Source organism: Leclercia sp. LSNIH8 (assembly GCF_002920195.1).
Lineage (GTDB): Bacteria > Pseudomonadota > Gammaproteobacteria > Enterobacterales > Enterobacteriaceae > Enterobacter.
Window position 1 is genome coordinate 25,219 of record NZ_PQJY01000010.1, and the last position, 26,813, is coordinate 52,031.

Consider the following 26,813-nt stretch of genomic DNA (forward strand, 5'->3'; position numbering starts at 1 on the left):
TGACAGGCTGTGCCGCGATCTTAACGATGTGCGTCTGATGGTGCAAATTTCCACAGAAATTGGCTGATCGGACTTGTTCGGCGTACAAGTGTACGCTATTGTGCGACTCGAAACTTAAATAGTGCGACTTACAGAGGTATTGAATGAAACGTGCAGTGATTACTGGCTTGGGCATCGTTTCCAGCATCGGTAATAACCAGCAGGAAGTCCTGGCATCTCTGCGTGAAGGACGCTCCGGGATCACCTTCTCTGAAGAGTTTAAAGATTCCGGCATGCGTAGCCACGTATGGGGTAATGTAAAACTGGACACCACGGGCATGATCGATCGCAAAGTGGTCCGTTTCATGAACGATGCCTCCATCTACGCCTATCTCTCTATGCAGGAAGCGATTGCTGACGCTGGCCTGAGCGAAGAGGTTTATCAGAACAACCCGCGTGTGGGTCTGATTGCTGGCTCCGGCGGCTCCTCTAAAGCGCAGGTGTTTGGTGCGGACGCGATGCGTAGCCCGCGCGGCCTGAAAGCGGTGGGTCCATACGTGGTGACCAAAGCGATGGGTTCAGCGGTTTCCGCTTGCCTGGCGACCCCGTTCAAAATCCACGGCGTAAACTACTCCATCAGCTCCGCTTGCGCGACCTCAGCTCACTGTATCGGTAACGCAGTAGAGCAGATCCAGCTGGGTAAACAGGACATCGTATTTGCTGGCGGCGGCGAAGAGCTGGGCTGGGAAATGGCCTGTGAATTCGATGCGATGGGTGCTCTGTCCACCAAATACAACGAATGCCCGGAAAAAGCCTCCCGTACCTATGATGCAAGCCGTGACGGCTTTGTTATCGCAGGCGGCGGCGGTATGGTCGTGGTGGAAGAGCTGGAACACGCTCTGGCCCGCGGTGCGCACATCTATGCTGAAATTGTTGGCTACGGCGCAACCTCTGACGGCGCAGACATGGTGGCTCCATCAGGCGAAGGTGCAGTGCGCTGCATGAAGATGGCGATGCACGGCGTTGATACCCCAATCGACTACCTGAACTCCCACGGTACCTCTACTCCGGTAGGCGACGTGAAAGAGCTGGGTGCTATCCGTGAAGTGTTCGGCGACAACAGCCCGGCTATCTCCGCTACCAAAGCCATGACCGGTCACTCCCTGGGTGCGGCTGGCGTGCAGGAAGCGATCTACTCTCTGCTGATGCTGGAAAACGGCTTTATCGCGCCGAGCATCAACATTGAAGAGATGGACGAGCAGGCCGCAGGTCTGAACATCGTGACTGAAACCACCGAGCGTGAACTGACTACCGTCATGTCCAACAGCTTCGGTTTCGGCGGCACCAACGCCACGCTGGTGATGCGTAAGCTGAAAGCATAAGCGTTTGAATGTATAGTAGAAGGGAGCCTGATGGCTCCCTTTTTTTATGCCTGAACATGGAGTTATGCATGACGGCCGTTACCAAAGATAAAAACGCCGCTTCCGGCAACGTCTCGCTGTTCCGTATCGCCTTTGCGGTATTCCTCACCTATATGACCGTCGGCTTGCCATTGCCGGTGATCCCGCTGTTTGTGCACCAGGAGCTGGGCTATGGCAACACCATGGTCGGCATCGCCGTGGGTATTCAGTTTTTAGCCACGGTGTTAACCCGCGGCTATGCCGGACGGCTGGCGGATCAGCACGGCGCAAAACGCTCGGCATTGCAGGGCATGTTCGCCTGCGCACTGGCGGGTGGCGCATGGTTACTGGCCGCGCTGCTGCCGGTGGAGGCGGCCTATAAATTCGCGCTGCTGGTGGTAGGGCGCTTAATACTCGGTTTTGGTGAAAGTCAGCTCCTGACCGGCACACTCACTTGGGGAATGGGGCTGGTCGGGCCCGCGCGCTCCGGCAAAGTGATGTCGTGGAACGGGATGGCTATCTATGGTGCGCTGGCTGCGGGTGCACCGCTGGGTCTTTTGATCAACAGTCAGTTTGGCTTTGCGGCGCTGGCCGCCACCACCATGGCACTGCCGCTGCTGGCCTGGGCGTTTAACGGCACGGTGCGTAAAGTTCCGGCCCATAAAGGCGAACGTCCTTCCCTGTGGAGTGTGGTGGGGCAGATCTGGCAGCCAGGCCTGGGCCTTGCGCTGCAGGGCGTGGGCTTTGCGGTGATTGGTACCTTCGTCTCGTTGTACTTTATGAGCCGCGGCTGGGCGATGGCCGGTTTTACGCTCACCGCTTTTGGCGGCGCGTTTGTTCTGATGCGGGTGCTGTTCGGCTGGATGCCGGATCGTTATGGTGGCGTGAAGGTAGCGGTGGCGTCGCTGGTGATTGAAACCGTGGGTCTGGTGTTGCTCTGGCAGGCGCCGAGCGCGCCGGTAGCCCTGCTGGGGGCAGCCCTGACCGGCTGCGGCTGTTCGTTGATCTTCCCGGCGCTGGGTGTTGAGGTGGTTAAACGCGTTGCCCCACAGGTGCGGGGCACAGCGCTGGGTGGCTATGCCGCCTTTCAGGATATCTCATACGGCGTGACCGGGCCGCTGGCGGGGCTGTTAGCCACCTCGTTTGGCTATCCGTCGGTCTTCCTGGCAGGGGCCGTTTCAGCGGTGGTGGGGATTGTGGTGACGCTGGTGGCGTTTCGGAAATCTTAGCGGTTTGTTGCCGGGTGGCGGCTACGCCTTACCCAGCCTACAGTTCGTGTTTTTGTAGGCCCGGTAAGCGTAGCGCCACCGGGCAAAACATCAGGCGACCAGCCAGAAAATCGCCAGCGCAATGATTAACGCGATCAACATCAGGCCTGGACGGGCAGAGAGCGTTCTGAAGGTTTCCACTACCGGGGCAAAGAGCGGGCTGTAGATCGGCTGGATATTGCGCACTTCCGTCACGCCAGCTTCACGCTCGGTACGGCGGACGAAGATCTCGTTGAGCAGATCCTGTACCTGGGCGGTGGTCAGCACCGTCTGCGGCGTCGCCTGCCAGTTCTGTCGGGCATAGTCCTGAATGCTGTCCCACTCCTGGGCCTCCAGCGGCTGTTTCAGCGCAGCCTGCAGAGTATGCAGCGTGGGCGCACTCTGGGTGCTCAGCGTCTGGCGTGCCTGCAGCCAGGTGGCAAGATGGGTAAACTGCCTGGCCGGGATTAACTCTCCCGCTTTCACCCCCGACAGTTCCAGCATCGACTGCCAGATGAGCTTGGTCGGCTCGCCCGTGGCGGCGGCAAGTTTGGTCACCATCTGCTTCAGCGTATTGTGTTCGGCAGGCAGCAGCGGGCGCTCCGTGGCCGGGCGCTGCTGCGGCTGCGGAATATTGAGCTGATTATTTTGCAACAGCGTCAGCACCGTTTTGAGCTGCTCGGGCGTCAGCTGGTTCAAAGCGGTCTGGCCATACTGCTGGCGAATAAAATCGCTGGCCGCCTGGCGGTTATTACCCTGAGTCAGCAGCTCCGTCAGCTGGGAGACCATCTGCCGGGTGGTATGGTTTTGCTGGGCGGTGTTCAGGCGCTGGTTGAGGTTTTGCTCCGCAGCAGGGAAGTGGCGCGACAGCATGGGCGCATCACTCTTTAATCCCAGATCGTGTTTGACCCCGGCCCACACTTCCGCACTCTGCTGCGACGTCAGGGCGATTAACCGGGTGATCAGACGTTCCAGTACAGTGCGTTGCTGTGTGGAGAGGGGCTGTTCGCCCGCGACGTGGGATGGACGCGGGCCATCACCCGGAGGTTGTGGCGGCGTACCTGAAATGGGCTGCATCGGCAAAAAATCCTTAAAGTCGTTACTCATCGTTAACCAGGTTTACGTATATGCCTGGCGGCCAGATTATGGCACACTTGACAGGTTTTCTTCCTCTCAAACAGGTACTCAGACGTGAAAATCCTCGTTGATGAAAATATGCCTTACGCCCGCGAGCTGTTCAGCCGCCTGGGTGAGGTTAAGGCCGTTCCTGGACGTCCCATTCCGCTCGCTGAGCTGGATGATGCCGACGCGCTGATGGTGCGCTCAGTGACCAAAGTGAATGAGGCGCTGCTGTCTGGCAAAGGGATCAAATTTGTCGGCACGGCAACCGCAGGAACCGATCATGTGGATGACGCGTGGCTGAAGCAGGCCGGGATTGGCTTTTCCGCCGCACCGGGCTGTAACGCTATTGCCGTCGTGGAGTATGTTTTCTCTTCTCTGCTGATGCTGGCCGAGCGTGATGGGTTTACGCTCACCAGCCGGACCGTAGGCATTGTTGGGGTCGGTAACGTCGGCGGTCGCCTGCAAAAGCGCCTTGAGGCGTTAGGTATCCGCACGTTGCTGTGCGATCCGCCCCGCGCTGACCGTGGCGATGAAGGGGATTTCCGCAGCCTGGATGAGCTGGTGGCCGAGTGTGACGTGCTCACCTTCCATACGCCGCTGTTTAAAGACGGGCCGTATAAAACGCGCCATCTGGCAGACGACGCTCTGATTAGCCGCCTGAAGCCGGGCACCATCCTGATTAATGCCTGCCGTGGCCCGGTGGTGGATAATGCGGCCCTGCTGCAGCGCCTGGAAGCGGGTCAGGATCTGAGCGTGGTGCTGGACGTGTGGGAGCCGGAGCCGGATCTCAACGTGGCCCTGCTGGACAAAGTGGATATCGGTACCGCGCATATCGCGGGTTACACCCTCGAAGGTAAAGCCCGCGGCACCACCCAAGTGTTTGAGGCGTACAGCGCGTTTATCGGTAAATCCCAGCAGGTGGCGCTGGATACCCTGCTGCCAACCCCGGATTTTGGCCGCATTACCCTGCACGGCCCGCTGGATCAGGGAACGCTGAAAAGGCTGGTGCATTTAGTGTATGATGTGCGCCGCGATGACGCGCTGCTGCGAAAAGTAGCGGGTATACCGGGTGAGTTTGACAAGCTGCGTAAGCATTACGTTGAGCGCCGCGAATGGTCCTCTCTGTATGTGATGTGTGATGATCCTGCTGCGGCGTCGCTGCTGCATAAGCTGGGTTTCAACGCCGTTCATCACCCGGTTCGTTAATGTCTTCTTAATGCTCCCTGGCGGATACCCCGCCAGGGACGCTTTTATATTTCTGGAGTAAACCACCATGTCTGAAGGCTGGAACATTGCCATACTGGGCGCAACGGGCGCCGTGGGCGAAGCCCTGCTCGAAACCCTTGCTGAGCGTCAGTTCCCGGTGGGCGACATCTATGCCCTGGCGCGTAATGAGAGCGCGGGCGAGCACCTGCGTTTTGCGGGTAAATCCGTCATGGCTCAGGATGCGGCTGAGTTCGACTGGACCCAGGCGCAGCTGGCCTTTTTCGCGGCCGGGGTCGACGCCTCCGCAGCATATATTGAAGAGGCCACCAACGCGGGCTGTCTGGTCATTGATTTGAGCGGCCTGTTTGCCCTTGAGCCGGACGTACCGCTGGTGGTGCCGGAGGTGAACCCCTTCGTGCTGGCCGACTACCGCAACCGTAACATCATCGCCGTCCCGGACAGCCTGACCAGCCAGCTGCTTAGCGCCCTGAAACCGCTCATCGACGAAGGTGGCTTGTCCCGTATCGCCGTAACCAGCCTGATGTCAGTCTCTGCCCGCGGTAAAAAAGCGGTGGATGCCCTGGCGGGGCAGAGCGCGAAGCTCCTGAACGGTATTCCGGTGGATGAAGAGGATTTCTTTGGCCGTCAGCTGGCGTTCAATATGCTGCCCTTGCTGCCGGATCGTGAAGGCAGCGTGCGCGAAGAGCGCCGTATCATCGATGAAGTGCGTAAGATCCTGCAGGATGACGGGCTAATGATCTCCGCCAACTGTGTACAGTCGCCGGTGTTCTACGGCCATGCCCAGATGGTGAGCTTTGAAGCCATGCGTCCGCTGGCAGCGGAAGAGGCGCGCGACGCCTTTGGCCGCGGTGAAGATATTGAGCTGTCTGAAGAGAGCGAATTCCCGACCCAGGTGGGCGACGCAACGGGCAACGCGCGTCTCTCCATTGGCTGTGTACGTAACGATTACGGTATGCCGGAGCAGATCCAGTTCTGGTCGGTCGCCGATAACGTGCGTTTCGGCGGCGCGCTGATGGCGGTGAAAATTGCCGAGAAACTGGTGCAGGAGTATCTCTACTGATGTCTGAAGTGGAGCAAAAGCCCGTTCATAAGATTGCCCTCGGTATTGAGTACGATGGCAGTAAATATTATGGCTGGCAGCGTCAGAATGAGGTGCGCAGCGTCCAGGAAAAGCTGGAAAAAGCGCTCTCTCAGGTGGCGAATGAGCCCATCAATGTCCTGTGCGCGGGGCGTACCGACGCCGGTGTCCATGGTACGGGGCAGGTAGTGCATTTTGAAACCACCGCAGTGCGAAAAGATGCGGCCTGGACGCTGGGGGTAAATGCGAATTTGCCTGGTGACATCGCGGTGCGCTGGGTCAAAAATGTGCCGGATGATTTTCATGCGCGCTTCAGCGCCACCGCGCGCCGCTACCGCTACATCATCTATAACCAGCGTCTTCGTCCGGCGGTGTTGGGCCAGGGCGTCACCCATTTTTACGAGCCGCTGGATGCCGATCGCATGCATCGCGCGGCGCAGGCGTTGATCGGCGAAAACGACTTCACCTCGTTCCGTGCCGTGCAGTGCCAGTCTCGCACGCCGTGGCGCAACGTGATGCACATTAACGTCAGTCGGCATGGCGCGTATGTGGTGGTGGACATCAAAGCGAATGCCTTTGTTCATCATATGGTCAGGAATATTACAGGCAGCCTGATGGAAGTAGGCGCCGGACACCAGCCGGAGAGCTGGATTGCAGAGTTGCTGGCAGCGAAGGACAGAACCCTGGCAGCAGCAACGGCGAAAGCGGAAGGGCTCTATCTGGTCTCGGTCGATTACCCGGATCGTTTTGACCTTCCAAAACCGCCAATGGGCCCGCTGTTCTTAGCGGACTGATAGCCGTGGCAATAAAGGTTTAGACAATATGGATTTAATTCGCTTTCTGATCGATTTCATTCTGCATATCGATGTTCACCTGGCAGAGCTGGTCGCTGATTATGGCGTCTGGGTGTATGCCATTCTGTTCCTGATCCTGTTTTGCGAAACCGGGCTGGTGGTGACGCCCTTCTTACCGGGCGATTCGCTGCTGTTCGTGGCGGGCGCGCTGGCGTCGCTGGAGACCAACGACCTTAACGTTCACCTGATGGTGGTGTTAATGCTGATTGCCGCCATCCTTGGCGATGCGGTGAACTACACTATAGGGCGGCTGTTCGGCGAGCGGTTGTTCAGTAACCCGGACTCGAAGATTTTCCGTCGCAGCTATCTCGATAAAACCCATGCGTTTTATGAGAAACACGGCGGTAAGACCATCATTCTCGCGCGCTTTGTGCCCATCGTCAGAACCTTTGCCCCGTTTGTTGCGGGTATGGGTCATATGTCGTACCGTCAGTTCGCGCTTTATAACGTCACCGGCGCGCTGCTGTGGGTGCTGAGCTTTACCTACGCGGGTTATTTCTTCGGGACCATTCCTATGATCCAGGAAAACCTTAAGTTGCTGATCGTAGGGATTATTGTGGTTTCCATTCTGCCGGGCGTCATCGAAGTGATTCGTCACCGTCGCGCGGCGGCAAAACAAGCAAAATAAAGGCACGACTGCGGTTCGACCACTTTTTTATCCAAAGTTTCGGGCTGTTATGTTTTAATGTGCAACATTCATGGTCTGTCGGGGGCAAAAATGGCATTATGCGCCCCTTGCAGCAAACCTGGTTCAGGCAGAAAGGTTATCAATGAGCTGGATTGAACGAATTAAAAGCAATATCACCCCAACCCGCAAAGCGAGTATTCCTGAAGGGGTGTGGACTAAATGTGACAGCTGTGGCCAGGTCCTGTACCGCGCCGAACTGGAGCGTAATCTCGAAGTTTGTCCGAAGTGCGATCACCACATGCGTATGTCGGCGCGTAACCGCCTGCATAGCCTGCTGGATGAAGGTTCTCTGGTTGAACTGGGTAGCGAGCTTGAGCCAAAAGATGTGCTGAAGTTCCGTGACTCCAAGAAATACAAAGACCGTCTGGCCTCTGCGCAAAAAGAGACCGGCGAGAAAGATGCCCTGGTGGTGATGAAAGGCACCCTGCACGAGATGCCGGTTGTCGCGGCGGCGTTTGAGTTCTCCTTTATGGGCGGCTCAATGGGCTCCGTAGTAGGCGCACGCTTCGTGCGTGCCGTTGAGCAGGCGCTGGAAGACAACTGTCCGCTGATCTGCTTCTCCGCCTCCGGTGGTGCCCGTATGCAGGAAGCGCTGATGTCGCTGATGCAGATGGCAAAAACCTCCGCAGCGCTGGCGAAAATGCAGGAGCGTGGTCTGCCGTACATCTCCGTGCTGACCGACCCAACCATGGGCGGCGTATCGGCAAGTTTTGCGATGCTGGGCGATCTGAACATCGCTGAACCGAAAGCGCTGATCGGCTTTGCCGGCCCGCGCGTTATCGAACAAACGGTACGTGAAAAGCTGCCGCCGGGCTTCCAGCGCAGTGAGTTCCTTATCGAGAAAGGCGCTATCGACATGATCGTTCGCCGTCCGGAAATGCGCCTGAAACTGGCCAGCATTCTGGCGAAGCTGATGAATCTGCCATCGCCGAGCCCGGATGAGCCGCGCGAAGGCGTGGTAGTACCGGATCAGGAACCCGAGGCCTGATAACTGAAAAGGGCAGGGCCAGTGGCGCTGCCCTTTTGCTTTCTAACCGTAACTGAAAAGCGCGCAACATGGAAAATACTACTCTTCCCCAAGCCACGTCGCCTCTGGCCGCGTGGCTTTCTTATCTGGAAAACCTGCACAGTAAAGCCATCGACATGGGACTTGAGCGCGTCAGCCAGGTCGCGGCGCGCCTTGATGTTCTGAAACCGGCTCCCTTTGTCTTCACCGTGGCGGGCACTAACGGCAAAGGCACCACCTGCCGCACGCTGGAAGCGATGCTGATGGCGGCGGGCTACAAAGTAGGGGTCTACAGCTCGCCCCATCTGGTGCGCTATACCGAGCGCGTGCGGGTGCAGAATACAGAATTAGCCGAATCCGCCCACACCGCCTCGTTTGCAGAGATCGAAGCCGCGCGCGGCGATATTTCGCTGACCTATTTTGAATATGGCACCCTGTCGGCGCTGTGGCTCTTTAAGCAGGCGCAGCTGGACGTGGTGATCCTCGAGGTCGGGTTAGGCGGGCGTCTGGATGCCACTAATATTGTCGACCCGGATGTGGCGGTAATCACCAGCATCGCGCTGGATCATACTGACTGGCTGGGGCCCGATCGCGAGAGCATTGGCCGTGAAAAAGCCGGTATTTTCCGCCCGGGCAAACCCGCTATCGTCGGCGAACCCGATATGCCGCACACTATTGCTGACGTGGCGCAGGAGAAAGGGGCGCTGTTGCAGCGCCGTGACGTGGACTGGCGCTACAGCGTGACGGAAAGCGGCTGGCGCTTTGAAGATGCAGCGGGCGCGCTGGATAACCTGCCGCTGCCCCAGGTACCGCAGCCAAATGCCGCCACGGCGCTGGCCGCACTGCGTGCCAGCGGTCTGGTAGTAAGCGAGCAGGCGATGCGCGACGGCATTCAGCATGCGATTCTGCCGGGGCGTTTCCAGATAGTCAGCGAATCACCACGTCTGATTCTGGATGTGGCGCACAACCCCCATGCCGCGGCGTATCTCGCAGGACGTCTCAAATCGTTGCCAAAAACCGGGCGTGTGCTGGCGGTTATCGGTATGCTTCATGATAAAGATATTGGCGGCACGCTGGCCTGCATGGAGAGTGTGGTCGATAGCTGGTATTGTGCCCCTCTGGAAGGCCCACGCGGGGCGACTGCCGAACAGCTGATGGCGCATCTCGGCGCAGGGCAGCGCTTTGATAGCGTGGCGCAGGCCTGGCGCGCGGCGATGGCCGATGCCAGACCAGAAGATACCGTGCTGGTGTGTGGTTCGTTCCACACGGTGGCACATGTCATGGACGTAATGGATGCGGGGAGAACCGGTGGCAAGTAAGTTTCAGAACCGTTTAGCAGGTACCATTGTGCTGGTGGCGCTGGGGGTGATTATTCTCCCTGGGCTGCTTGATGGACAGAAAAAACATTATCAGGATGAATTTGCGGCGATCCCGCTGGTGCCGAAACCGGGCGATCGGGATGAGCCGGACATGCTTCCGGCGGCGACACAGGCTCTGCCTGCACAGCCACCAGAAGGCGCAGCTGAAGAGGTGCGCGCAGGCGATGCCGCGGCGCCATCGTTAGATCCGGCGCGTCTGGCAGCCGGAAACAACAACGAGCTGGATCCCGTTCCGGCGCCGGTAGAGCAGTACGCGCCGAAACCGGTGCAAAAACCGAAACCGGTTGAGAAGCCGCAGCGCGATAACACCAGCCAGCAGCTGGCGGCAGCGACAGAAACCCCACCGGCCAAACCGGCGGCAGAAGAGAAACCGGCCCCGACCGGTAAAGCCTACGTTGTGCAGCTCGGCGCCCTGAAAAACGCCGATAAGGTCAACGAGGTGGTGGCCAAACTCCGTGGCGCGGGGTATCGCGTTTACACTTCACCTACCACACCGGTACAGGGTAAAATCACCCGTATTCTCGTAGGGCCGGATGCGTCGAGAGACAAGCTGAAGGGATCGCTTGGAGAGCTGAATAAACTCTCTGGTTTGAGCGGCGTGGTGATGAACTACAGCGTGAACTGAGGGTTTCTCTCATTTACGGGATAAGGCAAAAACAGGCGCAGCAGATTGCCTGAGAAGGTAACCCGCCTGGGGCGCTGAATATTTTTTCAGCGCTTTTTTTATTTACGCGCGGGAAGGAAATCCCTACGCAAACGTTTTCTTTTTCTGTTAGAATTCGCCCCGAACTGGATGACAGGGCGTTTGATCGTGGGACACATATGGTCTGGATTGATTACGCCATCATTGCGGTGATAGGTTTTTCCTGTCTGGTTAGCCTGATCCGTGGCTTTGTTCGTGAAGCGTTATCGCTGGTAACCTGGGGCTGTGCCTTCTTTGTTGCCAGTCATTACTACACTTACCTGTCTGTCTGGTTCACGGGCTTTGAAGATGAACTGGTTCGAAATGGGATTGCCATCGCGGTGCTGTTTATCGCGACGCTGATTGTCGGCGCCATTGTTAACTACGTGATTGGCCAGCTGGTTGAGAAAACCGGGTTGTCAGGAACGGACAGGGTGCTGGGGATCTGTTTCGGGGCGTTGCGAGGCGCGCTGATTGTTGCCGCGATACTGTTCTTCCTTGATACCTTTACCGGGTTCTCAAAAAGTGAAGACTGGCAGAAATCGCAGCTTATCCCGCAGTTCAGCTTCATCATCAGATGGTTCTTTGACTATCTGCAAAGCTCGTCGAGTTTTTTGCCCAGGGCATAAACCCTGAGATGTGGCTTAACGAGGAAATGACGAATGTGCGGTATTGTCGGTATCGCCGGTTTCATGCCGGTAAACCAGTCTATTTATGACGCATTATCGGTGCTTCAGCACCGTGGGCAGGATGCTGCGGGTATCATCACCATTGATGCACACAACTGCTTCCGTTTACGTAAGGCTAACGGCCTGGTAAACGATGTGTTCGAAGCCCGCCATATGCAGCGTCTTCAAGGCAACATGGGTATTGGTCACGTTCGTTACCCGACTGCTGGCAGTTCCAGCGCCTCTGAAGCTCAGCCGTTCTACGTTAACTCGCCGTATGGCATCACGCTTGCCCACAACGGCAACCTGACCAATGCTCACGAGCTGCGTAAGAAGCTGTTTGAAGAGAAGCGTCGTCACATTAACACCACTTCTGATTCTGAAATCCTGCTCAACGTCTTTGCCAGCGAGCTGGATAACTTCCGCCACTATCCGCTGGAAGCTGACAACATTTTTGCCGCGGTAGCCGCCACTAACCGCCTGATCCGTGGCGCTTATGCCTGCGTCGCGATGATTATCGGCCACGGTATGGTCGCCTTCCGCGATCCTAACGGCATCCGCCCCCTGGTGCTGGGCAAGCGCGATATTGGCGACGGCCGCACCGAGTATATGGTGGCCTCCGAAAGCGTGGCGCTGGATACCCTGGGCTTTGAGTTCCTGCGTGACGTCGCACCTGGCGAAGCGGTGTACATCACCGAGAAAGGCCAGCTGTTTACTCGTCAGTGTGCGGAAAACCCGGTCAGCAATCCGTGCCTGTTCGAATATGTCTACTTCGCCCGTCCGGACTCCTTCATCGACAAGATCTCCGTCTACAGCGCCCGTGTGAATATGGGAACCAAGCTCGGCGAGAAGATTGCCCGCGAGTGGGAAGACCTGGATATCGACGTGGTCATCCCTATCCCGGAAACCTCCTGCGATATCGCCCTGGAGATGGCGCGTATTCTGGGCAAACCTTACCGCCAGGGATTCGTAAAGAACCGCTACGTTGGCCGCACCTTTATCATGCCGGGCCAGCAGCTGCGCCGTAAATCGGTGCGCCGCAAGCTGAACGCCAACCGCGCCGAGTTCCGCGACAAGAACGTGCTGCTGGTGGATGACTCCATCGTGCGTGGCACCACCTCAGAGCAGATTATCGAGATGGCCCGTGAAGCGGGTGCGAAGAAGGTCTATCTGGCCTCTGCGGCACCGGAGATTCGCTTCCCGAACGTGTATGGCATCGATATGCCTACCGCCAACGAGCTGATTGCCCACGGTCGTGAAGTGGATGAGATCCGCCAGATCATCGGCGCCGACGGCCTGATTTTCCAGGATCTGAACGATCTGATCGACGCGGTGCGTGCCGAGAACCCGGATATTCAGCAGTTCGAGTGCTCGGTGTTTAACGGTATCTACGTGACCAAAGATGTGGATCAGGGCTACCTGGACTACCTCGATTCGCTGCGCAACGACGATGCGAAAGCCGTGCAGATGGCGAACGATCTCGAAAGCTTAGAGATGCACAACGAAGGTTAATCGTTATCGCAGGCGAGGGCATCTGCCCTCGCTTGCAACTCCCGCCAAAATCCTGCACAGTCAGCCCTGTAACAGCAAGGGCGAACATCATGAAACGATTAATAGTAGGGATCTCAGGGGCCAGCGGTGCGATTTACGGTGTCCGTTTGTTGCAGGTATTGCGCGACGTCGCCGAGGTTGAAACCCATCTGGTAATGAGCCAGGCTGCGCGTCAGACCCTCTCTCTCGAAACCGATTACTCCCTGCGTGACGTTCAGGCGCTGGCCGATGTGGTGCATGACGCGCGCGATATCGCCGCCAGCATCTCCTCCGGGTCGTTTAAAACGGCGGGCATGGTGATCCTGCCTTGTTCCATCAAAACTCTCTCCGGTATCGTCAACAGCTATACCGATACGCTGGTGACCCGCGCGGCCGATGTGATATTAAAAGAGCGTCGTCCGCTGGTATTGTGCGTGCGTGAAACCCCGCTGCATCTGGGCCATCTGCGCCTGATGACCCAGGCCGCTGAACTGGGGGCGGTGATCATGCCGCCGGTGCCGGCGTTTTATCACCGTCCGCAAAGCCTGGATGATGTGATTAATCAGACCGTGAACCGGGTGCTCGATCAGTTCGACATTGACCTGCCGGACGATCTCTTTACCCGCTGGCAGGGCGCCTGACGGTAAAGCTGTTCTGCCAGAGTGCAGCTCACCGCAACATGCCCTGTTTCAGGGCAATTCTGCAACAGCGATCATATCCTCAACATTTAATCCCTTTTTTCCTTTCCAGGCACTGCGGTTCGTTTGGCAGACCTGCTATCTTTCACCATTAAGGCAATCCTGCAACCTTTCATTAACATATTTAACGCCGTAATTTTGCGTTATGTGCAATGTGGCATAAGACCTGCAAGAGATTGCCTGCAACAACACACAACACAATCTATTACATAAGAAAATCACGACACTTGAGGGTAATGTATGAAGAAGACGGTTCTGGCTCTGTCTTTGCTGGTGGGATTAAGCGCTGCAGCAAGCAGCTTTGCAGCGCTCCCACAGAACGTACGTATCGGTACAGACGCAACCTATGCCCCGTTCTCATCGAAAGATGCGAAGGGGGATTTCGTTGGGTTTGATATCGACCTGGGAAATGAGATGTGCAAACGCATGTCCGTGAAATGCACCTGGGTGGGCAGCGACTTCGACGCGCTGATCCCGTCTCTGAAAGCCAAGAAGATTGACGCGATCATCTCCTCGCTCTCGATTACTGAAAAACGTCAGCAGGAGATCGCCTTCTCTGAGAAGCTCTACGCGGCGGATTCACGTCTGATTGCGGCGAAAGGCTCCCCAATCCAGCCAACCATTGACTCGCTGAAAGGCAAGCATGTTGGCGTGCTGCAGGGCTCAACGCAGGAAGGCTATGCGAACGCTAACTGGCGTGAGAAGGGCGTGGACGTGGTGGCGTACCAGAACCAGGATCTGATTTATTCCGATCTGGCGGCAGGACGTCTGGATGCGGCTTTCCAGGATGAAGTCGCCGCGAGCGAAGGCTTCCTGAAACAACCGGCAGGTAAAGAGTTTGCCTTTGCTGGCCCGTCCGTTAAGGACAAAAAATATTTCGGCGACGGCACCGGGATCGGCCTGCGTAAAGACGATGCCGAGCTGAAAGCGGCCTTTGACAAAGCTTTTACTGAACTGCGTAAAGACGGTACCTACGACAAACTGGCGAAGAAATACTTCGACTTCAATGTTTACGGCGATTAACCGGAACTGACGGGTGCGCACCATAATGGCTCCCCGTTATGGTGCGACAATGGCCTTTGCGAACCAGGATGGTGCAAATCATGCGCCGCGTTGGTTATAAAGTGAATAGTTAAGCACTCGCAATGCACTTTTTCGCGCCTGCCGGGCATAATCTTTTGCCTTGCCGCGGCGATTAGTGGCACATTAAAGGCACCCTGTCGACGTTAAAATCCCGTAAGAAGACAGTCTGTTGAGGATAGATATGAAAAAACTGGTTTTGTCACTTTCCCTGGCTCTGGCCTTTTCCAGCGCTACCGCGGCATTTGCAGCAATTCCGCAAAAAGTTCGTATTGGTACTGACCCGACTTATGCACCCTTCGAATCGAAGAATGCGCAGGGTGAACTGGTAGGATTTGATATCGATTTGGCTAAAGAGCTGTGCAAACGTATCAAAACAGAGTGTACCTTCGTTGAAAACCCACTGGATGCGCTGATCCCTTCGCTGAAAGCGAAAAAAATCGACGCCATTATGTCTTCCCTCTCTATCACCGAAAAACGCCAGCAGGAGATTGCTTTCACCGACAAGCTTTATGCAGCGGACTCACGTCTGGTGGTAGCAAAATCTTCCGATATTCAGCCGACCATCGAATCACTGAAAGGTAAACGTGTGGGCGTGCTGCAGGGCACCACTCAGGAGACCTTCGGCAACGAGCACTGGGCACCAAAAGGGATTGAAATCGTCTCTTACCAGGGCCAGGAGAATATCTACGCTGACCTGACTGCGGGCCGTATTGACGCCGCCTTCCAGGATGAAGTGGCAGCCAGCGAAGGCTTCCTGAAACAGCCGGTTGGTAAAGATTACAAGTTCGGCGGGCCGTCCATCAAAGACGAGAAACTCTTCGGCGTGGGCACCGGTATGGGTCTGCGTAAAGAGGATAACGAACTGCGTGAAGCGCTGAACAAAGCCTTTGCCGAGATGCGCGCCGACGGCACTTACGAAAAACTGGCGAAGAAATACTTCGACTTTGATGTCTACGGTGGTTAATCCCTCCACTTAATAACGTGCGGCCCCTCCCGTCCCGGGAGGGGAAAAGACACGGCTACACCACTCACGACAGGGCAGGCGGTATGCTGTACGGATTTTCTGGCGTAATTTTACAAGGCGCATTGGTCACCCTTGAACTGGCCCTCAGTTCGGTGGTGCTGGCCGTGTTAATAGGCCTTGCAGGCGCGGGCGCGAAGCTCTCTGCGAATCGGGCGATGGCGCTGCTGTTTGAGGGCTATACCACCCTGATCCGCGGGGTGCCTGACCTGGTGCTGATGCTGCTGATCTTCTACGGTCTGCAAATCGCCCTTAACGGCATTACGGATGCCATCGGTATGGCGCAGATTGATATCGATCCGATGGTGGCCGGTATCATCACCCTGGGCTTTATCTACGGCGCCTATTTTACCGAAACCTTCCGCGGGGCCTATCTCGCGGTGCCGAAAGGGCATATCGAAGCCGCTACGGCCTTCGGGTTTACCTCCTCACAGACGTTTCGCCGCATTATGTTTCCGGCCATGATGCGCTTTGCGCTGCCGGGGATTGGTAACAACTGGCAGGTTATCCTCAAAGCGACGGCGCTGGTCTCCTTACTGGGGCTGGAAGATGTGGTAAAAGCCACGCAGCTGGCAGGCAAAAGCACCTGGGAGCCGTTCTACTTCGCGATTGTCTGCGGGGTGATTTATCTGGTGTTTACCACTGTCTCCAATGGCGTGCTGCTGCTGCTCGAACGTCGCTATTCCGTGGGTGTGAAGAGGGCTGACCTGTGATCGAAATTATTCAGGAATACTGGAAATCCCTGCTGTGGACCGACGGATACCGCTTTACCGGTGTGGCGATCACCCTCTGGCTGCTGATTTCTTCTGTGGTGATGGGCGGGATCCTGGCGATTTTCCTCGCCATTGGCCGCGTCTCCAGCAATAACTACATCCGCTTCCCCATCTGGCTGTTTACCTACGTGTTCCGCGGTACGCCGCTCTATGTGCAGCTGCTGGTCTTCTACTCCGGGATGTACACGCTGGAGATCGTCAAAGGCACCGAGATGCTGAACGCGTTCTTCCGCAGCGGGCTGAACTGTACCGTGCTGGCCTTAACGCTGAACACCTGCGCCTACACCACCGAGATCTTTGCCGGCGCGATCCGCTCCGTGCCGCACGGTGAAATTGAGGCGGCGCGGGCGTATGGCTTCTCCTCCGTGAAGCTCTATCGCTGCATTATTCTGCCGTCGGCGCTGCGTATTGCGCTGCCTGCCTACAGCAACGAAGTGATTTTAATGCTGCACTCCACCGCGCTGGCCTTTACCGCCACCGTGCCGGATCTGCTGAAGATTGCCCGTGATATTAACTCGGCGACCTACCAGCCGTTTACCGCCTTCGGGATCGCGGCAGTGCTCTATTTAATCATCTCTTATGTCCTGATTAGCCTGTTCCGCAAAGCGGAAAAACGCTGGTTGCAGCATGTCAAACCTTCGACGCACTGAGAATGAAGATGGCTGAGAACAAATTAAACGTTATCGATTTGCACAAACGCTACGGCGAACATGAAGTGCTGAAAGGGGTGTCGCTGCAGGCAAATGCGGGCGATGTGATCAGTATTATCGGCTCCTCAGGATCGGGTAAAAGTACCTTCCTGCGCTGCATTAACTTTCTTGAAAAGCCGAGTGCCGGCTCGATTGTGGTCAGCGGTGAGAACATTAATCTGGTGCAGGACAAAGACGGTCAGCTGAAGGTGGCGGATAAACACCAGCTGCGGATGTTGCGTACTCGTCTGACGATGGTGTTCCAGCACTTTAACCTCTGGAGTCACATGACGGTGCTGGAGAACGTCATGGAAGCGCCGGTGCAGGTGCTGGGCTTAAGCAAGCAGGAAGCCCGTACCCGGGCGGAGAAATACCTGGCGAAAGTGGGTATCGACGAACGCCAGCAGATGAAATACCCGGTGCATCTCTCCGGCGGTCAGCAGCAGCGTGTCTCTATCGCCCGTGCGCTGGCGATGGAGCCGGGAGTGCTGCTCTTTGACGAACCTACCTCCGCGCTCGATCCCGAGCTGGTGGGCGAAGTGCTGCGCATCATGCAGCAGCTCGCCGAAGAGGGGAAAACCATGGTGGTGGTGACCCACGAGATGGGCTTTGCCCGTAACGTCTCCAACCACGTGATTTTCCTCCATCAGGGCGTAATCGAAGAGCAGGGGCATCCGGATGAGGTATTAGGTAACCCGAAGAGCCCGCGTCTGCAGCAGTTCCTTAAGGGATCGTTGAAGTAGTTTGTTGCCCGGTGGCGCTACGCTTACCGGGCCTACAAAACCGTAGGCCGGGCAAACACAGTGCCGCCCGGCATTCAGGCCGCACTCACCTCCAGTCGGTACACCCAGTCGTCATACCGCACCCCATTAATCTCATACGCTTTTTCCAGTACCTGGGTGCGCACAAAACCCGCTTTCTCTAACACCCGCACCGACCCGCCATTATCCGCCAGTACCCAGGCATTAACCGCCCTGACGCCCACCCGGATAAATGCGTATTCACACACGGCGCGCAGCGCCTCGCTGGCAATTCCCCGGCCCTGGGCGGCGGCAATCACGGTGTAGCCAATATCGGCTTCTTCAGGGTAGCGGGCGCTGATCTGCAGGCCAATATCCCCGAGCGGGGTAGCATCATTATGGGCGCGGATCACAAAGGTGTGCGGGGCGGTAAGACGGGCAGCAAACAGGCGTCGGGTCTCTTTTTCCGGAGCGATCGTGGCCATATAGCGCATGATCTCCGGGGATTCGCGCAGAGTATGGAAAAAGGGCCAGTCAGAGGGCTCAAAAGGGGAGAGCGTCAGCCGGGAAGTAGTAATTGTTGCCATCGAAGCGCCTTGAACAGAGAGCGGACGTAACAAATTAACATGGCTGACAGAGTAAGTTTAACCTACCACATCTCCCAGGGTCTCTTCTAAGTCGTACCACCTGAAAGCAAAGCCGGAGGCTTCCAGGCGCTTCGGCAGCGCACGCTGTCCGCCCAGCACCAGCACGGAGGATTCCCCCATCAGCAGGCGGATAGCGGTGGCGGGCGCGCGAACTACAGCAGGGCGATGCACCGCATGGCCCAGCGCATGGGCAAACTGCTCGTTACGCACCGGGTAGGGGGAGACCATATTGAACGGGCCGCGCAGATCGTTATCCAGCAGCCAGAGAATGCCGTTGACCATATCGTCGATATGGATCCACGCCAGGTACTGACGCCCGTTACCGACCGGGCCGCCAAGACCCAGCTTAAATACCGGCAGCATCTTGCCGAGAATACCCCCTTTGGGGGCCAGCACCACGCCGGTGCGCAACAGGCACACGCGGGTCTTTTCGCTCTGCGCGCCGCAGGCAATCTGCTCCCAGCGGGCGCACAGCTTATGGGTAAATTCATTGTGCGGCGGCTCCTCTTCGGTCACCACCACTTCGCCTAAATCGCCGTAATAACCTGAAGCCGAACCGGAGATAAACACCGAGGGCGGCGTGTCGCTGGCCTTAACCATATCAACCAGCCGCTGGGTGATGTTCCAGCGACTGTTGCACAGACGCTGTTTATGCTCTTTTGTCCAGCGCTTGTCGGCGATGGGCTCGCCTGCAAGATTGATGACGGCATCAAAGCCGTTAAGATCCTGGTGCTCCGTCAGCCCTTTCCAGATATCGATGCCGGAGCCGAGTAGCTGGCGCGCCTTCTCAGGGCTACGCGTGACCACAGTCAGCTCATGGCCTAATACCTGCAAACGTGGGATTAAATGCCGGCCAATCAGGCCGGTGCCGCCGGTTACCAGGATCTTCATACCACCTCCAGGGTTGCGCTTAGCGTTGCCAGCTTAACGTCATAGAGACGGAGTCGGCGTAACGCAGCGCGTGAAGTTTATCGATCTCGACTTCAGCATAGGTGACCCAGTGATGTTCGCGTGCGATATCCAGCACATCCTGAGTTAATTTTTCCAGTAAAGAGAAGCGGTTATTCTCCACCAGATGAATGATGCTTTTGGTAATGGTGCGATAGTTCAGCGCATCATTAATGTCTTCACTGGCGCGGGCTTTGTCTGCCGGATAGTGGATCGTCACGTTAATAACGATATCCTGGCGATTAGCACGCTCCTCTTCTTTGATTCCAATAAAGGTGCGCAGGCGTAAATTTTTAATACGAATAATTGCGTCTTGCTGGGACATTGCAGGCTTCCTCCGTGTCATTATCGACACCATAATACATGAGGAAAGCGTTTATATCTGCTGCACTTTTTGCATTGCACGCTCGGTTGCCGGGCGGGTGCGGATACGCTCAAACCAGTTGTTCACCGCGGGCCATGATGCCAGATCGACGCGATGGTTTTCATGGGTATTGACCCACGGCCAGCAGGCGATATCTGCGATGCTGTAGTGTTCACCCCCCAGCCACGGCGATTTTTCCAGACGTTTATTCAACACATTATAAAGCCGCTGCGTTTCGACCTGAAAACGTTCGATGGCATAGGCGATAGGCTGTGGCGCAGCATGGTTAAAGTGGTAGTTCTGACCAATCATCGGCCCCAGGCCGCCAACCTGCCAGAAGAGCCACTGCAGCGTGACGTGGCGTTCACGTAATTCCCCACTCAGCAGCTTGCCGGTTTTTTCAGCCAGATAGAGCAATATTTCGCCGGACTCAAACAGGCTCAGCGGGGTACCGCCATCCTCCGGATCGTGATCGACAATCGCCGGAATTTTATTGTTGGGGGAAATGGCGAGAAACTCGGGGCGGAACTGTTCGCCTTTGCTGATATTGACCGGCAGGATGCGGTAGTCCAGCTGGGCCTCTTCCAGAAAAAGAGTGATCTTATGCCCGTTGGGAGTAGGGGCGTAATAAAGGTCAATCATCGCAACTCCTGTCATAGCGCTTTTTTCTGCATAGAATTGAGTATAGGTGGTGATGATAAATCGTGAGTTTTCATCAAGTGACAGCCGGGACAGGAGGTTATATTTTGGATATCTCTCCATCACCTGAAACCTTATGAGGACGTTATGAGCCAACCTGCGATTACCCTGTGGTCAGATGCCGACTATTTTTCACCCTACGTGATGAGCGTGTACGTCGCGTTGGCCGAAAAGGGATTGCCCTTCGCCCTGAAGACCATCGACCTCAGCCGGGGAGAAAACCGGCAGCCGCAGTGGCAGGGCTACGGGCTGACCCGTCGCGTACCGGTGCTCGAGGTGGACGGGTTTGAACTCAGCGAATCCTCTGCGATTACCGAATATCTGGAAGAGTGTTTTGCGCCGCCGGAATGGGAGCGGATCTATCCGCTCGATCTGCAAAAACGCGCCCGCGCGCGCCAGATTCAGGCGTGGCTGCGCAGCGATCTGATGCCCATCCGTGAAGAGCGTTCTACCGATGTGGTGTTTGCCGGGGTGAAAAAACCGGCCCTGAGCGAAACTGCCCAGCGGACGGCAAGCCAGCTGATTGATACCGCCACCTCGCTGCTGGCCCACGGCAATCAGAATTTATTCGGGGAGTGGTGCATTGCGGATAGCGATCTGGCGCTGATGCTCAACCGCCTGGTGCTCAATGGTGACGACGTACCGCAGCAGCTGGTGGATTACGCCAGCTTCCAGTGGCAGCGCGCCTCAGTGCAGCGTTATGTGGCGCTTTCAGCGAAGCGGGCTGGCTGATAAGGCCTGCTGATTCAGGTATGATGGGGCGGCTTTTCACTACAAGGAGTCACTGATGAAGCTGATGTTTGCATCGGACATTCACGGCTCGCTACCGGCGACCGAAAAAGTGCTTTCGCTGTTTAACCAGAGCGGGGCGCAATGGCTGGTGATCCTCGGCGATGTGCTGAATCACGGCCCGCGCAACCCGCTTCCTGAAGGCTATGCGCCTGCTGAGGTTGCAGAGCGGCTAAACGCTTTTGCCTCGCGCATTATCGCCGTACGGGGCAACTGCGACAGCGAAGTCGACCAGATGTTACTGGACTTTCCCATCACCGCCCCGTGGCAGCAGATCTTGCTGGAGGACTGCCGTCTCTTTATCACCCACGGCCATCTGTTTGGTCCGGATAATCTGCCCGCGCTGAATGCTGGCGATGTACTGGTTTATGGTCATACTCATATTCCGGTAGCCGGGAAGAAGGGCGACATTATTCATTTCAACCCTGGCTCCGTCAGCCTGCCTAAAGGCGGGTTTCCACCCAGCTATGGGATGCTGGAAGAGGGCCATTTGTGCGTTATGACGCTGAATGACAGCCAGGTTATTGCAGAGTCCAGGATTAATCCGTAACTTACTCCTCAACAGTAAACGCGCCGTGAGAGCGCTTTAAAGAGAAGGTTTCCCGATGGTGGAGCAGAGTCATTTGGCAAGTACTGAGTGGGTAGATATAGTCAGCGAAGACAATGAAGTCATCGCCCAGGCGAGCCGCGAGCAGATGCGGGCGCAGCGCCTGCGCCATCGCGCAACCTATATCGTGGTGCATGATGGTATGGGCAACATTCTGGTGCAGCGCCGTACCGAAACGAAAGATTTCATGCCCGGCATGCTCGATGCAACGGCTGGCGGCGTGGTGCAGGCCGATGAGCTGTTACTTGACTCCGCCCGCCGAGAAGCGGAAGAGGAGCTGGGGATTGCCGGTGTGCCGTTTGCCGAACACGGTCAGTTCTATTTTGAAGACAGTCACTGCCGCGTCTGGGGAGGCCTCTTCAGCTGCGTCTCCCACGGTCCGTTTGCGCTGCAGGAAGAAGAGGTCAGCGAAGTGTTCTGGATGACCCCGGCGGAGATCACTGCCCGTTGCGATGACTTCACGCCTGATTCGTTAAAAGCGCTGGCGCTGTGGATGAGTCGTAACGCCAACAACGAACCGGCTAAGCAAGAAGAAGCGTAATTCTGATAATAAAAAAGGCGACCCTGGGGTCGCCTTTTTACGTTTGGCAGCAGCTTACTGCTGTGAAGCCTGGATCGCGGTCAGTGCGATGGTGTAGACGATATCGTCTACCAGCGCGCCACGAGACAGGTCGTTCACTGGCTTGCGCATACCCTGCAGCATCGGCCCGATGGAGATCAGGTCGGCAGAACGCTGTACCGCTTTGTAAGTGGTGTTACCGGTGTTCAGATCCGGGAAGATGAACACGGTAGCACGACCGGCAACCGGCGAGTTAGGCGCTTTGGATTTGGCCACGTCAGCCATTACTGCGGCGTCATACTGCAGCGGGCCATCGATAACCAGATCCGGGCGTTTTTCCTGCGCCAGGCGGGTGGCTTCACGTACTTTCTCTACGTCGCTACCTGCACCAGAGTTACCGGTAGAGTAGGAGAGCATCGCTACGCGCGGTTCGATACCGAAGGCAATCGCGGAGTCAGCGGACTGGATCGCAATTTCTGCCAGTTGTTCAGCGGTTGGATCCGGGTTGATCGCACAGTCACCGTAAACGTAAACCTGTTCCGGCAGCAGCATGAAGAACACGGAAGAGACCAGAGAGCTGCCTGGTGCAGTTTTGATCAGCTGCAGCGGCGGACGAATGGTGTTCGCGGTGGTGTGAACAGCACCGGAAACCAGACCGTCAACTTCGTCCTGTTCCAGCATCAGGGTACCGAGAACCACGTTGTCTTCCAGCTGTTCGCGGGCAACGGCTTCGGTCATGCCCTTGCTCTTACGCAGCTCAACCAGACGGGCAACATAGCTTTCGCGCACCACTTCTGGATCCACGATTTCGATACCCGCACCCAGCTCAACGCCCTGGGACGCTGCGACGCGGGTGATCTCATCCGGGTTACCCAGCAGCACACAGGTCGCGATACCGCGCTCGGCACAGATTGCTGCGGCTTTAACGGTACGTGGTTCATCACCTTCAGGCAGAACAACGCGTTTGCCCGCTTTACGCGCCAGCTCGGTCAGCTGGTAACGGAAGGCTGGTGGAGAGAGACGACGGCTGCGCTCGGAGGTCGCGGTCAGGGATTCAATCCAGTCAGGATTGATGCAACCGGCCACATATTCCTGCACTTTCTCGATACGCTGGTGGTCATCAGCTGGCACTTCCAGGTTGAAGCTCTGCAGGCTCAGGGAGGTCTGCCAGGTGTTGGTGTTCACCATGAAGACCGGCAGGCCGGTAGCAAATGCGCGTTCGCACAGTTTGCTGACGCGTGGGTCCATTTCATAGGCACCGGTCAGCAGGATCGCACCGATCTCCACGCCGTTCATCGCGGCCAGACAGGCTGCAACCAGCACGTCAGGACGGTCTGCAGAGGTCACTAGCAGGGAACCTGCACGGAAGTGCTCCAGCATGTGCGGAATGCTACGCGCACAGAAGGTTACGGACTTCACGCGACGGGTATTGATATCGCCTTCGTTCACGATGGTGGCGTTCAGGTGGCGCGCCATGTCGATAGCACGAGTGGCGATCAGATCGAAGCTCCACTGCACCGCGCCCAGCACTGGCAGCGGGCTGTATTCCTGCAGCTTAGCGGGATCGATTTTCACGATTTTCGCTTTGGAGGAGTCGTCGAAGATTTCGGACAGGTCAGGGCGGGTACGGCCTTGCTCATCAACCGGGGCGTTCAGTTTGTTCACAATCACGCCGGTGATGTTGCTGTTTTTTGCGCCGCCGAAGCTGCTGCGGGTCAGCTCAATACGCTCTTTCAGCTGTTCCGGGGTATCGGTACCCTGGGACATCACAAACACGATTTCCGCGTTCAGCGTCTTGGCGATTTCGAAGTTCAGAGACTGGGCAAACTGATGCTTGCGCGTCGGAACCAGGCCTTCTACCAGCACCACTTCCGCATCCTGGGCGTTAGCGTGGTAGTTAGCGATGATCTCTTCCATCAGCACATCTTTCTGGTTGCTGGAGAGCAGAGACTCAACGTGGCTCATCTTCAGCGGTTCAGCGGCTGGCAGGTTAGAGTTTGCACGAACAATTGTGGTGGTCTGGTCTGGTGCGTCGCCACCAGCACGTGGTTGAGCGATTGGCTTAAACACGCTCAGACGAACGCCTTTGCGTTCCATCGCACGGATCACACCGAGGCTGACGCTGGTCAGGCCTACGCTGGTTCCGGTCGGGATCAGCATAATAGTACGGGACACGATTTATCCTCTTTCGTTACCGCCGAAAACGGGCGGGCTTCAAAACAGCACCGCCAGCATTGCTGGCGGTGTGGAATCAGGCAGTCAGACGGCTCGCGTCTTGCGCGATAACCAGCTCTTCGTTGGTTGGGATAACCATTGCAAGCGTGGTGCCTTCTTTGTTGATGAAGCCAGACTTACCGAAGCGCGCGGCCAGGTTACGTTCATGGTCAACATCAAAGCCCAGCACGTCCAGTTTGCCCAGGGAGAGCTCGCGCACCATTGCCGCGTTCTCACCGATACCACCCGTGAAGACTACGCCATCCAGACGACCGTCCATCAGTGCAGTGTAAGAACCGATGTACTTGGCCAGACGGTGGCAGTAAACGTCCATTGCACGTTTAGCGTCTTCTTTCTCTGCGTAGTTGTCTTCAACGTAACGGCAGTCGCTGGTCACTTCGGTCAGACCCAGCAGGCCAGACTCTTTGGTCAGCATCTTGTTGATATCTTCTACGCTCATACCCAGGGTATCGTGCAGGTGGAAGATGATCGCCGGGTCGATATCACCGGAGCGAGTACCCATGACCAGGCCTTCCAGCGGGGTCAGACCCATAGAGGTATCAACACATTTGCCGTTACGGATAGCAGAAACGGAACCGCCGTTGCCCAGGTGGCAAGTGATGATGTTCACTTCTTCTACCGGCTTGTTCAGCATTTTTGCTGCTTCTTGCGTGACGTAGAAGTGGCTGGTGCCGTGTGCGCCATAGCGACGAACGCCGTGCTCTTTGTACAGTTTGTACGGCAGGGCATAGAGGTAAGACTCTTCCGGCATGGTCTGATGGAACGCGGTATCAAATACGGCCACGTTCTTGTCTTTCAGCTGCGGGAAGGCTTTCAGTGCTTCAGCGATACCGATCAGGTGAGCCGGGTTATGCAGCGGTGCAAAAGAGGCTGAGTCTTTGATGCCCTGAATAACGCTGTCATCAATGACCACAGATTTGGTGTACTTCTCGCCACCATGAACAATACGGTGACCGATTGCGGTCAGCTGAGCGGACAGTTCCGGTTTTTGTGCCAGGATAGTGTTAACGATAAAGTTCAGCGCTTCGCTGTGAGCGGCGCCTGCACCTAAAGCCGCTTCCTGTTTGCTGCCGTCCATTTTCCACTTCAGACGTGCTTCAGGAAGATGGAAACATTCGGCCAAACCAGAAAGGTACTCTTCACCGTTAAGCGCATCGATGATGGCGAATTTGAGGGAAGAGCTACCGCAGTTCAGAACCAGTACTAACTTACTCGACATGGAAGTACCTATTATTGATACGTGGCTAAAAAAACGTCAGTGAGTCCAGGATCGTAGCGCAAGATATCGCTGACATTTATGATTAACATCATGCCGGAAGGACATTCTGGCATCATGAAAAGAATACATATGATTTTATGCCATTTTGCGCATTTTTCCGGCAATGGCATAATATGCGATAATTTGACGAGTGAACGTTCCTCGTCTAAGGCCTTTGCAGGCCGGCACAGGATACCTGATACTGGGTAGCGCTGACAAAAGTTTTTGAACGTTGTCATGACCAGTTGTGGTTTTGCACGATTTTTTTAATCTTTATATGTGAAGTTGAGGTAAGCCATGTCGACACCCGAGCATCCATCCGTGAGCTTTTTTAGCCTTTTTCGCCGGGGGCAGCACTATGCAAAGACGTGGCCTCTGGAAAAGCGTCTGGCGCCCGTCTTTATTGAAAACCGCGTGATCCGCGCCACTCGTCACGCTATTCGCCTGATGCCGCCTCTCGCAGTCTTTACCCTGTGCTGGCAGATTGCGCTGGGCGGGCAGCTTGGCCCTGCCGTTGCTACCGCGCTGTTTGCCCTGAGCCTGCCGATGCAGGGGCTGTGGTGGCTTGGTAAACGCTCGGTCACACCGCTGCCGCCATCCGTGTTGTCCTGGTTCTATGAAGTACGCGGCAAATTGCAGGATGCCGGTCAGGCGCTCGCGCCGGTAGAGGGAAAACCCGATTATCAGGCGCTGGCGGATACGTTGAAGCGGGCATTTAAGCAACTTGATAAAACATTTCTTGATGACTTGTGATTGATCATCGAAACGATGATCAAAAGAAGGCACAGTAACCCACCGTTACCGTGTCTTTTTTTAAAGCTGCCATGCGCAACAGGAGTCGAA

The 26,813-nt window shown here is 56.4% G+C and carries 28 protein-coding genes; 21 read left to right on the forward strand and 7 right to left on the reverse strand.

Going from position 1 to position 26,813, the window contains the following annotated elements; genetic code table 11:
• The first annotated feature begins 143 nt into the window (after positions 1-143).
• Together fabB and C3406_RS21540 are read left to right on the forward strand one after the other, a co-directional pair.
• A complete protein-coding gene (fabB, locus tag C3406_RS21535) occupies positions 144-1,361 on the forward strand; it encodes a beta-ketoacyl-ACP synthase I (protein ID WP_103180525.1) in 1,218 nt (405 codons plus the stop codon).
• Between the two features lie 68 nt (positions 1,362-1,429).
• On the forward strand, positions 1,430-2,608 hold the full coding sequence (locus C3406_RS21540; RefSeq protein WP_103825171.1) for an MFS transporter: 1,179 nt from the start codon (positions 1,430-1,432) through the stop codon (positions 2,606-2,608).
• 90 nt (positions 2,609-2,698) lie between these two features.
• On the opposite strand, the gene flk is transcribed toward C3406_RS21540, so the two are convergent.
• A complete protein-coding gene (gene flk / locus C3406_RS21550) occupies positions 2,699-3,703 on the reverse strand; it encodes a flagella biosynthesis regulator Flk (protein ID WP_103825170.1) in 1,005 nt (334 codons plus the stop codon).
• Positions 3,704-3,817: 114 nt separating this feature from the next.
• Between flk and pdxB the strand changes: the two genes are divergently transcribed.
• The 15 genes from pdxB to hisP all read left to right on the forward strand — a co-directional run bounded on the left by pdxB (position 3,818) and on the right by hisP (position 17,867).
• Positions 3,818-4,954, forward strand: coding sequence for a 4-phosphoerythronate dehydrogenase PdxB (gene pdxB, locus C3406_RS21555; protein WP_103825169.1), 1,137 nt, complete (start codon positions 3,818-3,820; stop codon positions 4,952-4,954).
• A 67-nt stretch (positions 4,955-5,021) separates the two neighbouring features.
• A complete protein-coding gene (locus C3406_RS21560; RefSeq protein ID WP_103825168.1) occupies positions 5,022-6,035 on the forward strand; it encodes an aspartate-semialdehyde dehydrogenase in 1,014 nt (337 codons plus the stop codon).
• A complete protein-coding gene (gene truA, locus C3406_RS21565; protein ID WP_103180516.1) occupies positions 6,035-6,847 on the forward strand; it encodes a tRNA pseudouridine(38-40) synthase TruA in 813 nt (270 codons plus the stop codon). Before C3406_RS21560 ends, truA begins: the two co-directional genes overlap by 1 nt.
• 28 nt (positions 6,848-6,875) lie before the next feature.
• The gene (locus C3406_RS21570) at positions 6,876-7,535 is read left to right on the forward strand and encodes a DedA family protein (protein ID WP_103825167.1); all 660 of its coding nucleotides are present in this window, start codon (positions 6,876-6,878) and stop codon (positions 7,533-7,535) included.
• A 142-nt stretch (positions 7,536-7,677) separates the two neighbouring features.
• Positions 7,678-8,583 carry an acetyl-CoA carboxylase, carboxyltransferase subunit beta gene (accD, locus tag C3406_RS21575; RefSeq protein WP_103825166.1) on the forward strand — a complete coding sequence of 302 codons (906 nt, stop codon included), beginning with the start codon at positions 7,678-7,680 and terminating at the stop codon, positions 8,581-8,583.
• Positions 8,584-8,651: 68 nt separating this feature from the next.
• Entirely contained in the window at positions 8,652-9,920 is a 1,269-nt protein-coding gene (gene folC, locus C3406_RS21580; protein ID WP_103825165.1) for a bifunctional tetrahydrofolate synthase/dihydrofolate synthase, read from the forward strand.
• Entirely contained in the window at positions 9,910-10,605 is a 696-nt protein-coding gene (gene dedD, locus C3406_RS21585) for a cell division protein DedD (RefSeq protein ID WP_103825191.1), read from the forward strand. The genes folC and dedD overlap by 11 nt, the downstream gene beginning before the upstream one ends.
• A gap of 197 nt (positions 10,606-10,802) precedes the next feature.
• A complete protein-coding gene (cvpA, locus tag C3406_RS21590; protein ID WP_039030950.1) occupies positions 10,803-11,291 on the forward strand; it encodes a colicin V production protein in 489 nt (162 codons plus the stop codon).
• 33 nt (positions 11,292-11,324) lie between these two features.
• The gene (gene purF, locus C3406_RS21595; protein WP_103825164.1) at positions 11,325-12,842 is read left to right on the forward strand and encodes an amidophosphoribosyltransferase; all 1,518 of its coding nucleotides are present in this window, start codon (positions 11,325-11,327) and stop codon (positions 12,840-12,842) included.
• Positions 12,843-12,931: 89 nt separating this feature from the next.
• The gene (locus C3406_RS21600; protein WP_103825163.1) at positions 12,932-13,501 is read left to right on the forward strand and encodes a UbiX family flavin prenyltransferase; all 570 of its coding nucleotides are present in this window, start codon (positions 12,932-12,934) and stop codon (positions 13,499-13,501) included.
• Positions 13,502-13,798: 297 nt separating this feature from the next.
• Positions 13,799-14,581, forward strand: coding sequence for a lysine/arginine/ornithine ABC transporter substrate-binding protein ArgT (argT, locus tag C3406_RS21605; protein WP_103180503.1), 783 nt, complete (start codon positions 13,799-13,801; stop codon positions 14,579-14,581).
• Between the two features lie 241 nt (positions 14,582-14,822).
• Positions 14,823-15,605, forward strand: coding sequence for a histidine ABC transporter substrate-binding protein HisJ (gene hisJ / locus C3406_RS21610; protein ID WP_103825162.1), 783 nt, complete (start codon positions 14,823-14,825; stop codon positions 15,603-15,605).
• A gap of 83 nt (positions 15,606-15,688) precedes the next feature.
• Positions 15,689-16,375: a histidine ABC transporter permease HisQ gene (locus C3406_RS21615; RefSeq protein WP_103180501.1), complete on the forward strand. Its 687-nt coding sequence runs from the start codon at positions 15,689-15,691 to the stop codon at positions 16,373-16,375.
• Positions 16,372-17,085: an ABC transporter permease gene (locus tag C3406_RS21620; RefSeq protein WP_103825161.1), complete on the forward strand. Its 714-nt coding sequence runs from the start codon at positions 16,372-16,374 to the stop codon at positions 17,083-17,085. The genes C3406_RS21615 and C3406_RS21620 overlap by 4 nt, the downstream gene beginning before the upstream one ends.
• 8 nt (positions 17,086-17,093) lie before the next feature.
• Positions 17,094-17,867, forward strand: a complete 774-nt coding sequence (hisP, locus tag C3406_RS21625) for a histidine ABC transporter ATP-binding protein HisP (protein WP_103825190.1) — start codon at positions 17,094-17,096, stop codon at positions 17,865-17,867.
• A 74-nt stretch (positions 17,868-17,941) separates the two neighbouring features.
• On the opposite strand, the gene C3406_RS21630 is transcribed toward hisP, so the two are convergent.
• Genes C3406_RS21630 through yfcG form a run of 4 tightly spaced genes read right to left on the reverse strand, consistent with a single transcriptional unit; the run spans position 17,942 to position 20,465 of the window.
• Positions 17,942-18,451, reverse strand: a complete 510-nt coding sequence (locus C3406_RS21630) for a GNAT family N-acetyltransferase (protein ID WP_103825160.1) — start codon at positions 18,449-18,451, stop codon at positions 17,942-17,944.
• A gap of 57 nt (positions 18,452-18,508) precedes the next feature.
• Positions 18,509-19,402, reverse strand: coding sequence for a TIGR01777 family oxidoreductase (locus C3406_RS21635; protein WP_103825159.1), 894 nt, complete (start codon positions 19,400-19,402; stop codon positions 18,509-18,511).
• Positions 19,403-19,421: 19 nt separating this feature from the next.
• Complete coding sequence (gene folX, locus C3406_RS21640; protein WP_103180493.1) at positions 19,422-19,784, reverse strand: dihydroneopterin triphosphate 2'-epimerase; 363 nt, start codon at positions 19,782-19,784, stop codon at positions 19,422-19,424.
• A gap of 51 nt (positions 19,785-19,835) precedes the next feature.
• The gene (gene yfcG / locus C3406_RS21645; RefSeq protein ID WP_103825158.1) at positions 19,836-20,465 is read right to left on the reverse strand and encodes a GSH-dependent disulfide bond oxidoreductase; all 630 of its coding nucleotides are present in this window, start codon (positions 20,463-20,465) and stop codon (positions 19,836-19,838) included.
• 144 nt (positions 20,466-20,609) lie between these two features.
• On the opposite strand from yfcG, the gene yfcF reads away from it, so the two are divergent.
• The 3 genes from yfcF to yfcD are packed head-to-tail and all read left to right on the forward strand — an operon-like array spanning position 20,610 to position 22,459.
• Positions 20,610-21,254: a glutathione transferase gene (yfcF, locus tag C3406_RS21650; protein WP_103825157.1), complete on the forward strand. Its 645-nt coding sequence runs from the start codon at positions 20,610-20,612 to the stop codon at positions 21,252-21,254.
• A gap of 55 nt (positions 21,255-21,309) precedes the next feature.
• The gene (gene yfcE / locus C3406_RS21655) at positions 21,310-21,861 is read left to right on the forward strand and encodes a phosphodiesterase (RefSeq protein ID WP_139157087.1); all 552 of its coding nucleotides are present in this window, start codon (positions 21,310-21,312) and stop codon (positions 21,859-21,861) included.
• A gap of 55 nt (positions 21,862-21,916) precedes the next feature.
• A complete protein-coding gene (yfcD, locus tag C3406_RS21660; RefSeq protein WP_103825155.1) occupies positions 21,917-22,459 on the forward strand; it encodes an NUDIX hydrolase YfcD in 543 nt (180 codons plus the stop codon).
• A gap of 54 nt (positions 22,460-22,513) precedes the next feature.
• Here yfcD and pta read toward each other — a convergent pair whose 3' ends face one another.
• Together pta and ackA are read right to left on the reverse strand one after the other, a co-directional pair.
• On the reverse strand, positions 22,514-24,652 hold the full coding sequence (pta, locus tag C3406_RS21665; RefSeq protein ID WP_103825154.1) for a phosphate acetyltransferase: 2,139 nt from the start codon (positions 24,650-24,652) through the stop codon (positions 22,514-22,516).
• A gap of 76 nt (positions 24,653-24,728) precedes the next feature.
• Complete coding sequence (ackA, locus tag C3406_RS21670) at positions 24,729-25,931, reverse strand: acetate kinase (protein WP_103825153.1); 1,203 nt, start codon at positions 25,929-25,931, stop codon at positions 24,729-24,731.
• A 336-nt stretch (positions 25,932-26,267) separates the two neighbouring features.
• Between ackA and yfbV the strand changes: the two genes are divergently transcribed.
• Positions 26,268-26,723 carry a terminus macrodomain insulation protein YfbV gene (gene yfbV / locus C3406_RS21675; protein WP_103825152.1) on the forward strand — a complete coding sequence of 152 codons (456 nt, stop codon included), beginning with the start codon at positions 26,268-26,270 and terminating at the stop codon, positions 26,721-26,723.
• Positions 26,724-26,813 lie beyond the last annotated feature (90 nt).

Coding starts and splice junctions, on each gene's coding strand:
- hisP (WP_103825190.1), top strand. CDS start 17,094: ATGGCTGAGAACAAATTAAACGTTATCGATTTGCACAAACGCTACGGC.
- C3406_RS21615 (WP_103180501.1), top strand. CDS start 15,689: ATGCTGTACGGATTTTCTGGCGTAATTTTACAAGGCGCATTGGTCACC.
- cvpA (WP_039030950.1), top strand. CDS start 10,803: ATGGTCTGGATTGATTACGCCATCATTGCGGTGATAGGTTTTTCCTGT.
- C3406_RS21560 (WP_103825168.1), top strand. CDS start 5,022: ATGTCTGAAGGCTGGAACATTGCCATACTGGGCGCAACGGGCGCCGTG.
- purF (WP_103825164.1), top strand. CDS start 11,325: ATGTGCGGTATTGTCGGTATCGCCGGTTTCATGCCGGTAAACCAGTCT.
- fabB (WP_103180525.1), top strand. CDS start 144: ATGAAACGTGCAGTGATTACTGGCTTGGGCATCGTTTCCAGCATCGGT.
- yfcG (WP_103825158.1), bottom strand. CDS start 20,465: ATGATTGACCTTTATTACGCCCCTACTCCCAACGGGCATAAGATCACT.
- yfcF (WP_103825157.1), top strand. CDS start 20,610: ATGAGCCAACCTGCGATTACCCTGTGGTCAGATGCCGACTATTTTTCA.
- accD (WP_103825166.1), top strand. CDS start 7,678: ATGAGCTGGATTGAACGAATTAAAAGCAATATCACCCCAACCCGCAAA.
- flk (WP_103825170.1), bottom strand. CDS start 3,703: ATGCAGCCCATTTCAGGTACGCCGCCACAACCTCCGGGTGATGGCCCG.
- folC (WP_103825165.1), top strand. CDS start 8,652: ATGGAAAATACTACTCTTCCCCAAGCCACGTCGCCTCTGGCCGCGTGG.
- hisJ (WP_103825162.1), top strand. CDS start 14,823: ATGAAAAAACTGGTTTTGTCACTTTCCCTGGCTCTGGCCTTTTCCAGC.
- C3406_RS21600 (WP_103825163.1), top strand. CDS start 12,932: ATGAAACGATTAATAGTAGGGATCTCAGGGGCCAGCGGTGCGATTTAC.
- C3406_RS21635 (WP_103825159.1), bottom strand. CDS start 19,402: ATGAAGATCCTGGTAACCGGCGGCACCGGCCTGATTGGCCGGCATTTA.
- argT (WP_103180503.1), top strand. CDS start 13,799: ATGAAGAAGACGGTTCTGGCTCTGTCTTTGCTGGTGGGATTAAGCGCT.
- yfbV (WP_103825152.1), top strand. CDS start 26,268: ATGTCGACACCCGAGCATCCATCCGTGAGCTTTTTTAGCCTTTTTCGC.
- folX (WP_103180493.1), bottom strand. CDS start 19,784: ATGTCCCAGCAAGACGCAATTATTCGTATTAAAAATTTACGCCTGCGC.
- yfcD (WP_103825155.1), top strand. CDS start 21,917: ATGGTGGAGCAGAGTCATTTGGCAAGTACTGAGTGGGTAGATATAGTC.
- ackA (WP_103825153.1), bottom strand. CDS start 25,931: ATGTCGAGTAAGTTAGTACTGGTTCTGAACTGCGGTAGCTCTTCCCTC.
- C3406_RS21570 (WP_103825167.1), top strand. CDS start 6,876: ATGGATTTAATTCGCTTTCTGATCGATTTCATTCTGCATATCGATGTT.
- yfcE (WP_139157087.1), top strand. CDS start 21,310: ATGAAGCTGATGTTTGCATCGGACATTCACGGCTCGCTACCGGCGACC.
- truA (WP_103180516.1), top strand. CDS start 6,035: ATGTCTGAAGTGGAGCAAAAGCCCGTTCATAAGATTGCCCTCGGTATT.
- C3406_RS21630 (WP_103825160.1), bottom strand. CDS start 18,451: ATGGCAACAATTACTACTTCCCGGCTGACGCTCTCCCCTTTTGAGCCC.
- C3406_RS21540 (WP_103825171.1), top strand. CDS start 1,430: ATGACGGCCGTTACCAAAGATAAAAACGCCGCTTCCGGCAACGTCTCG.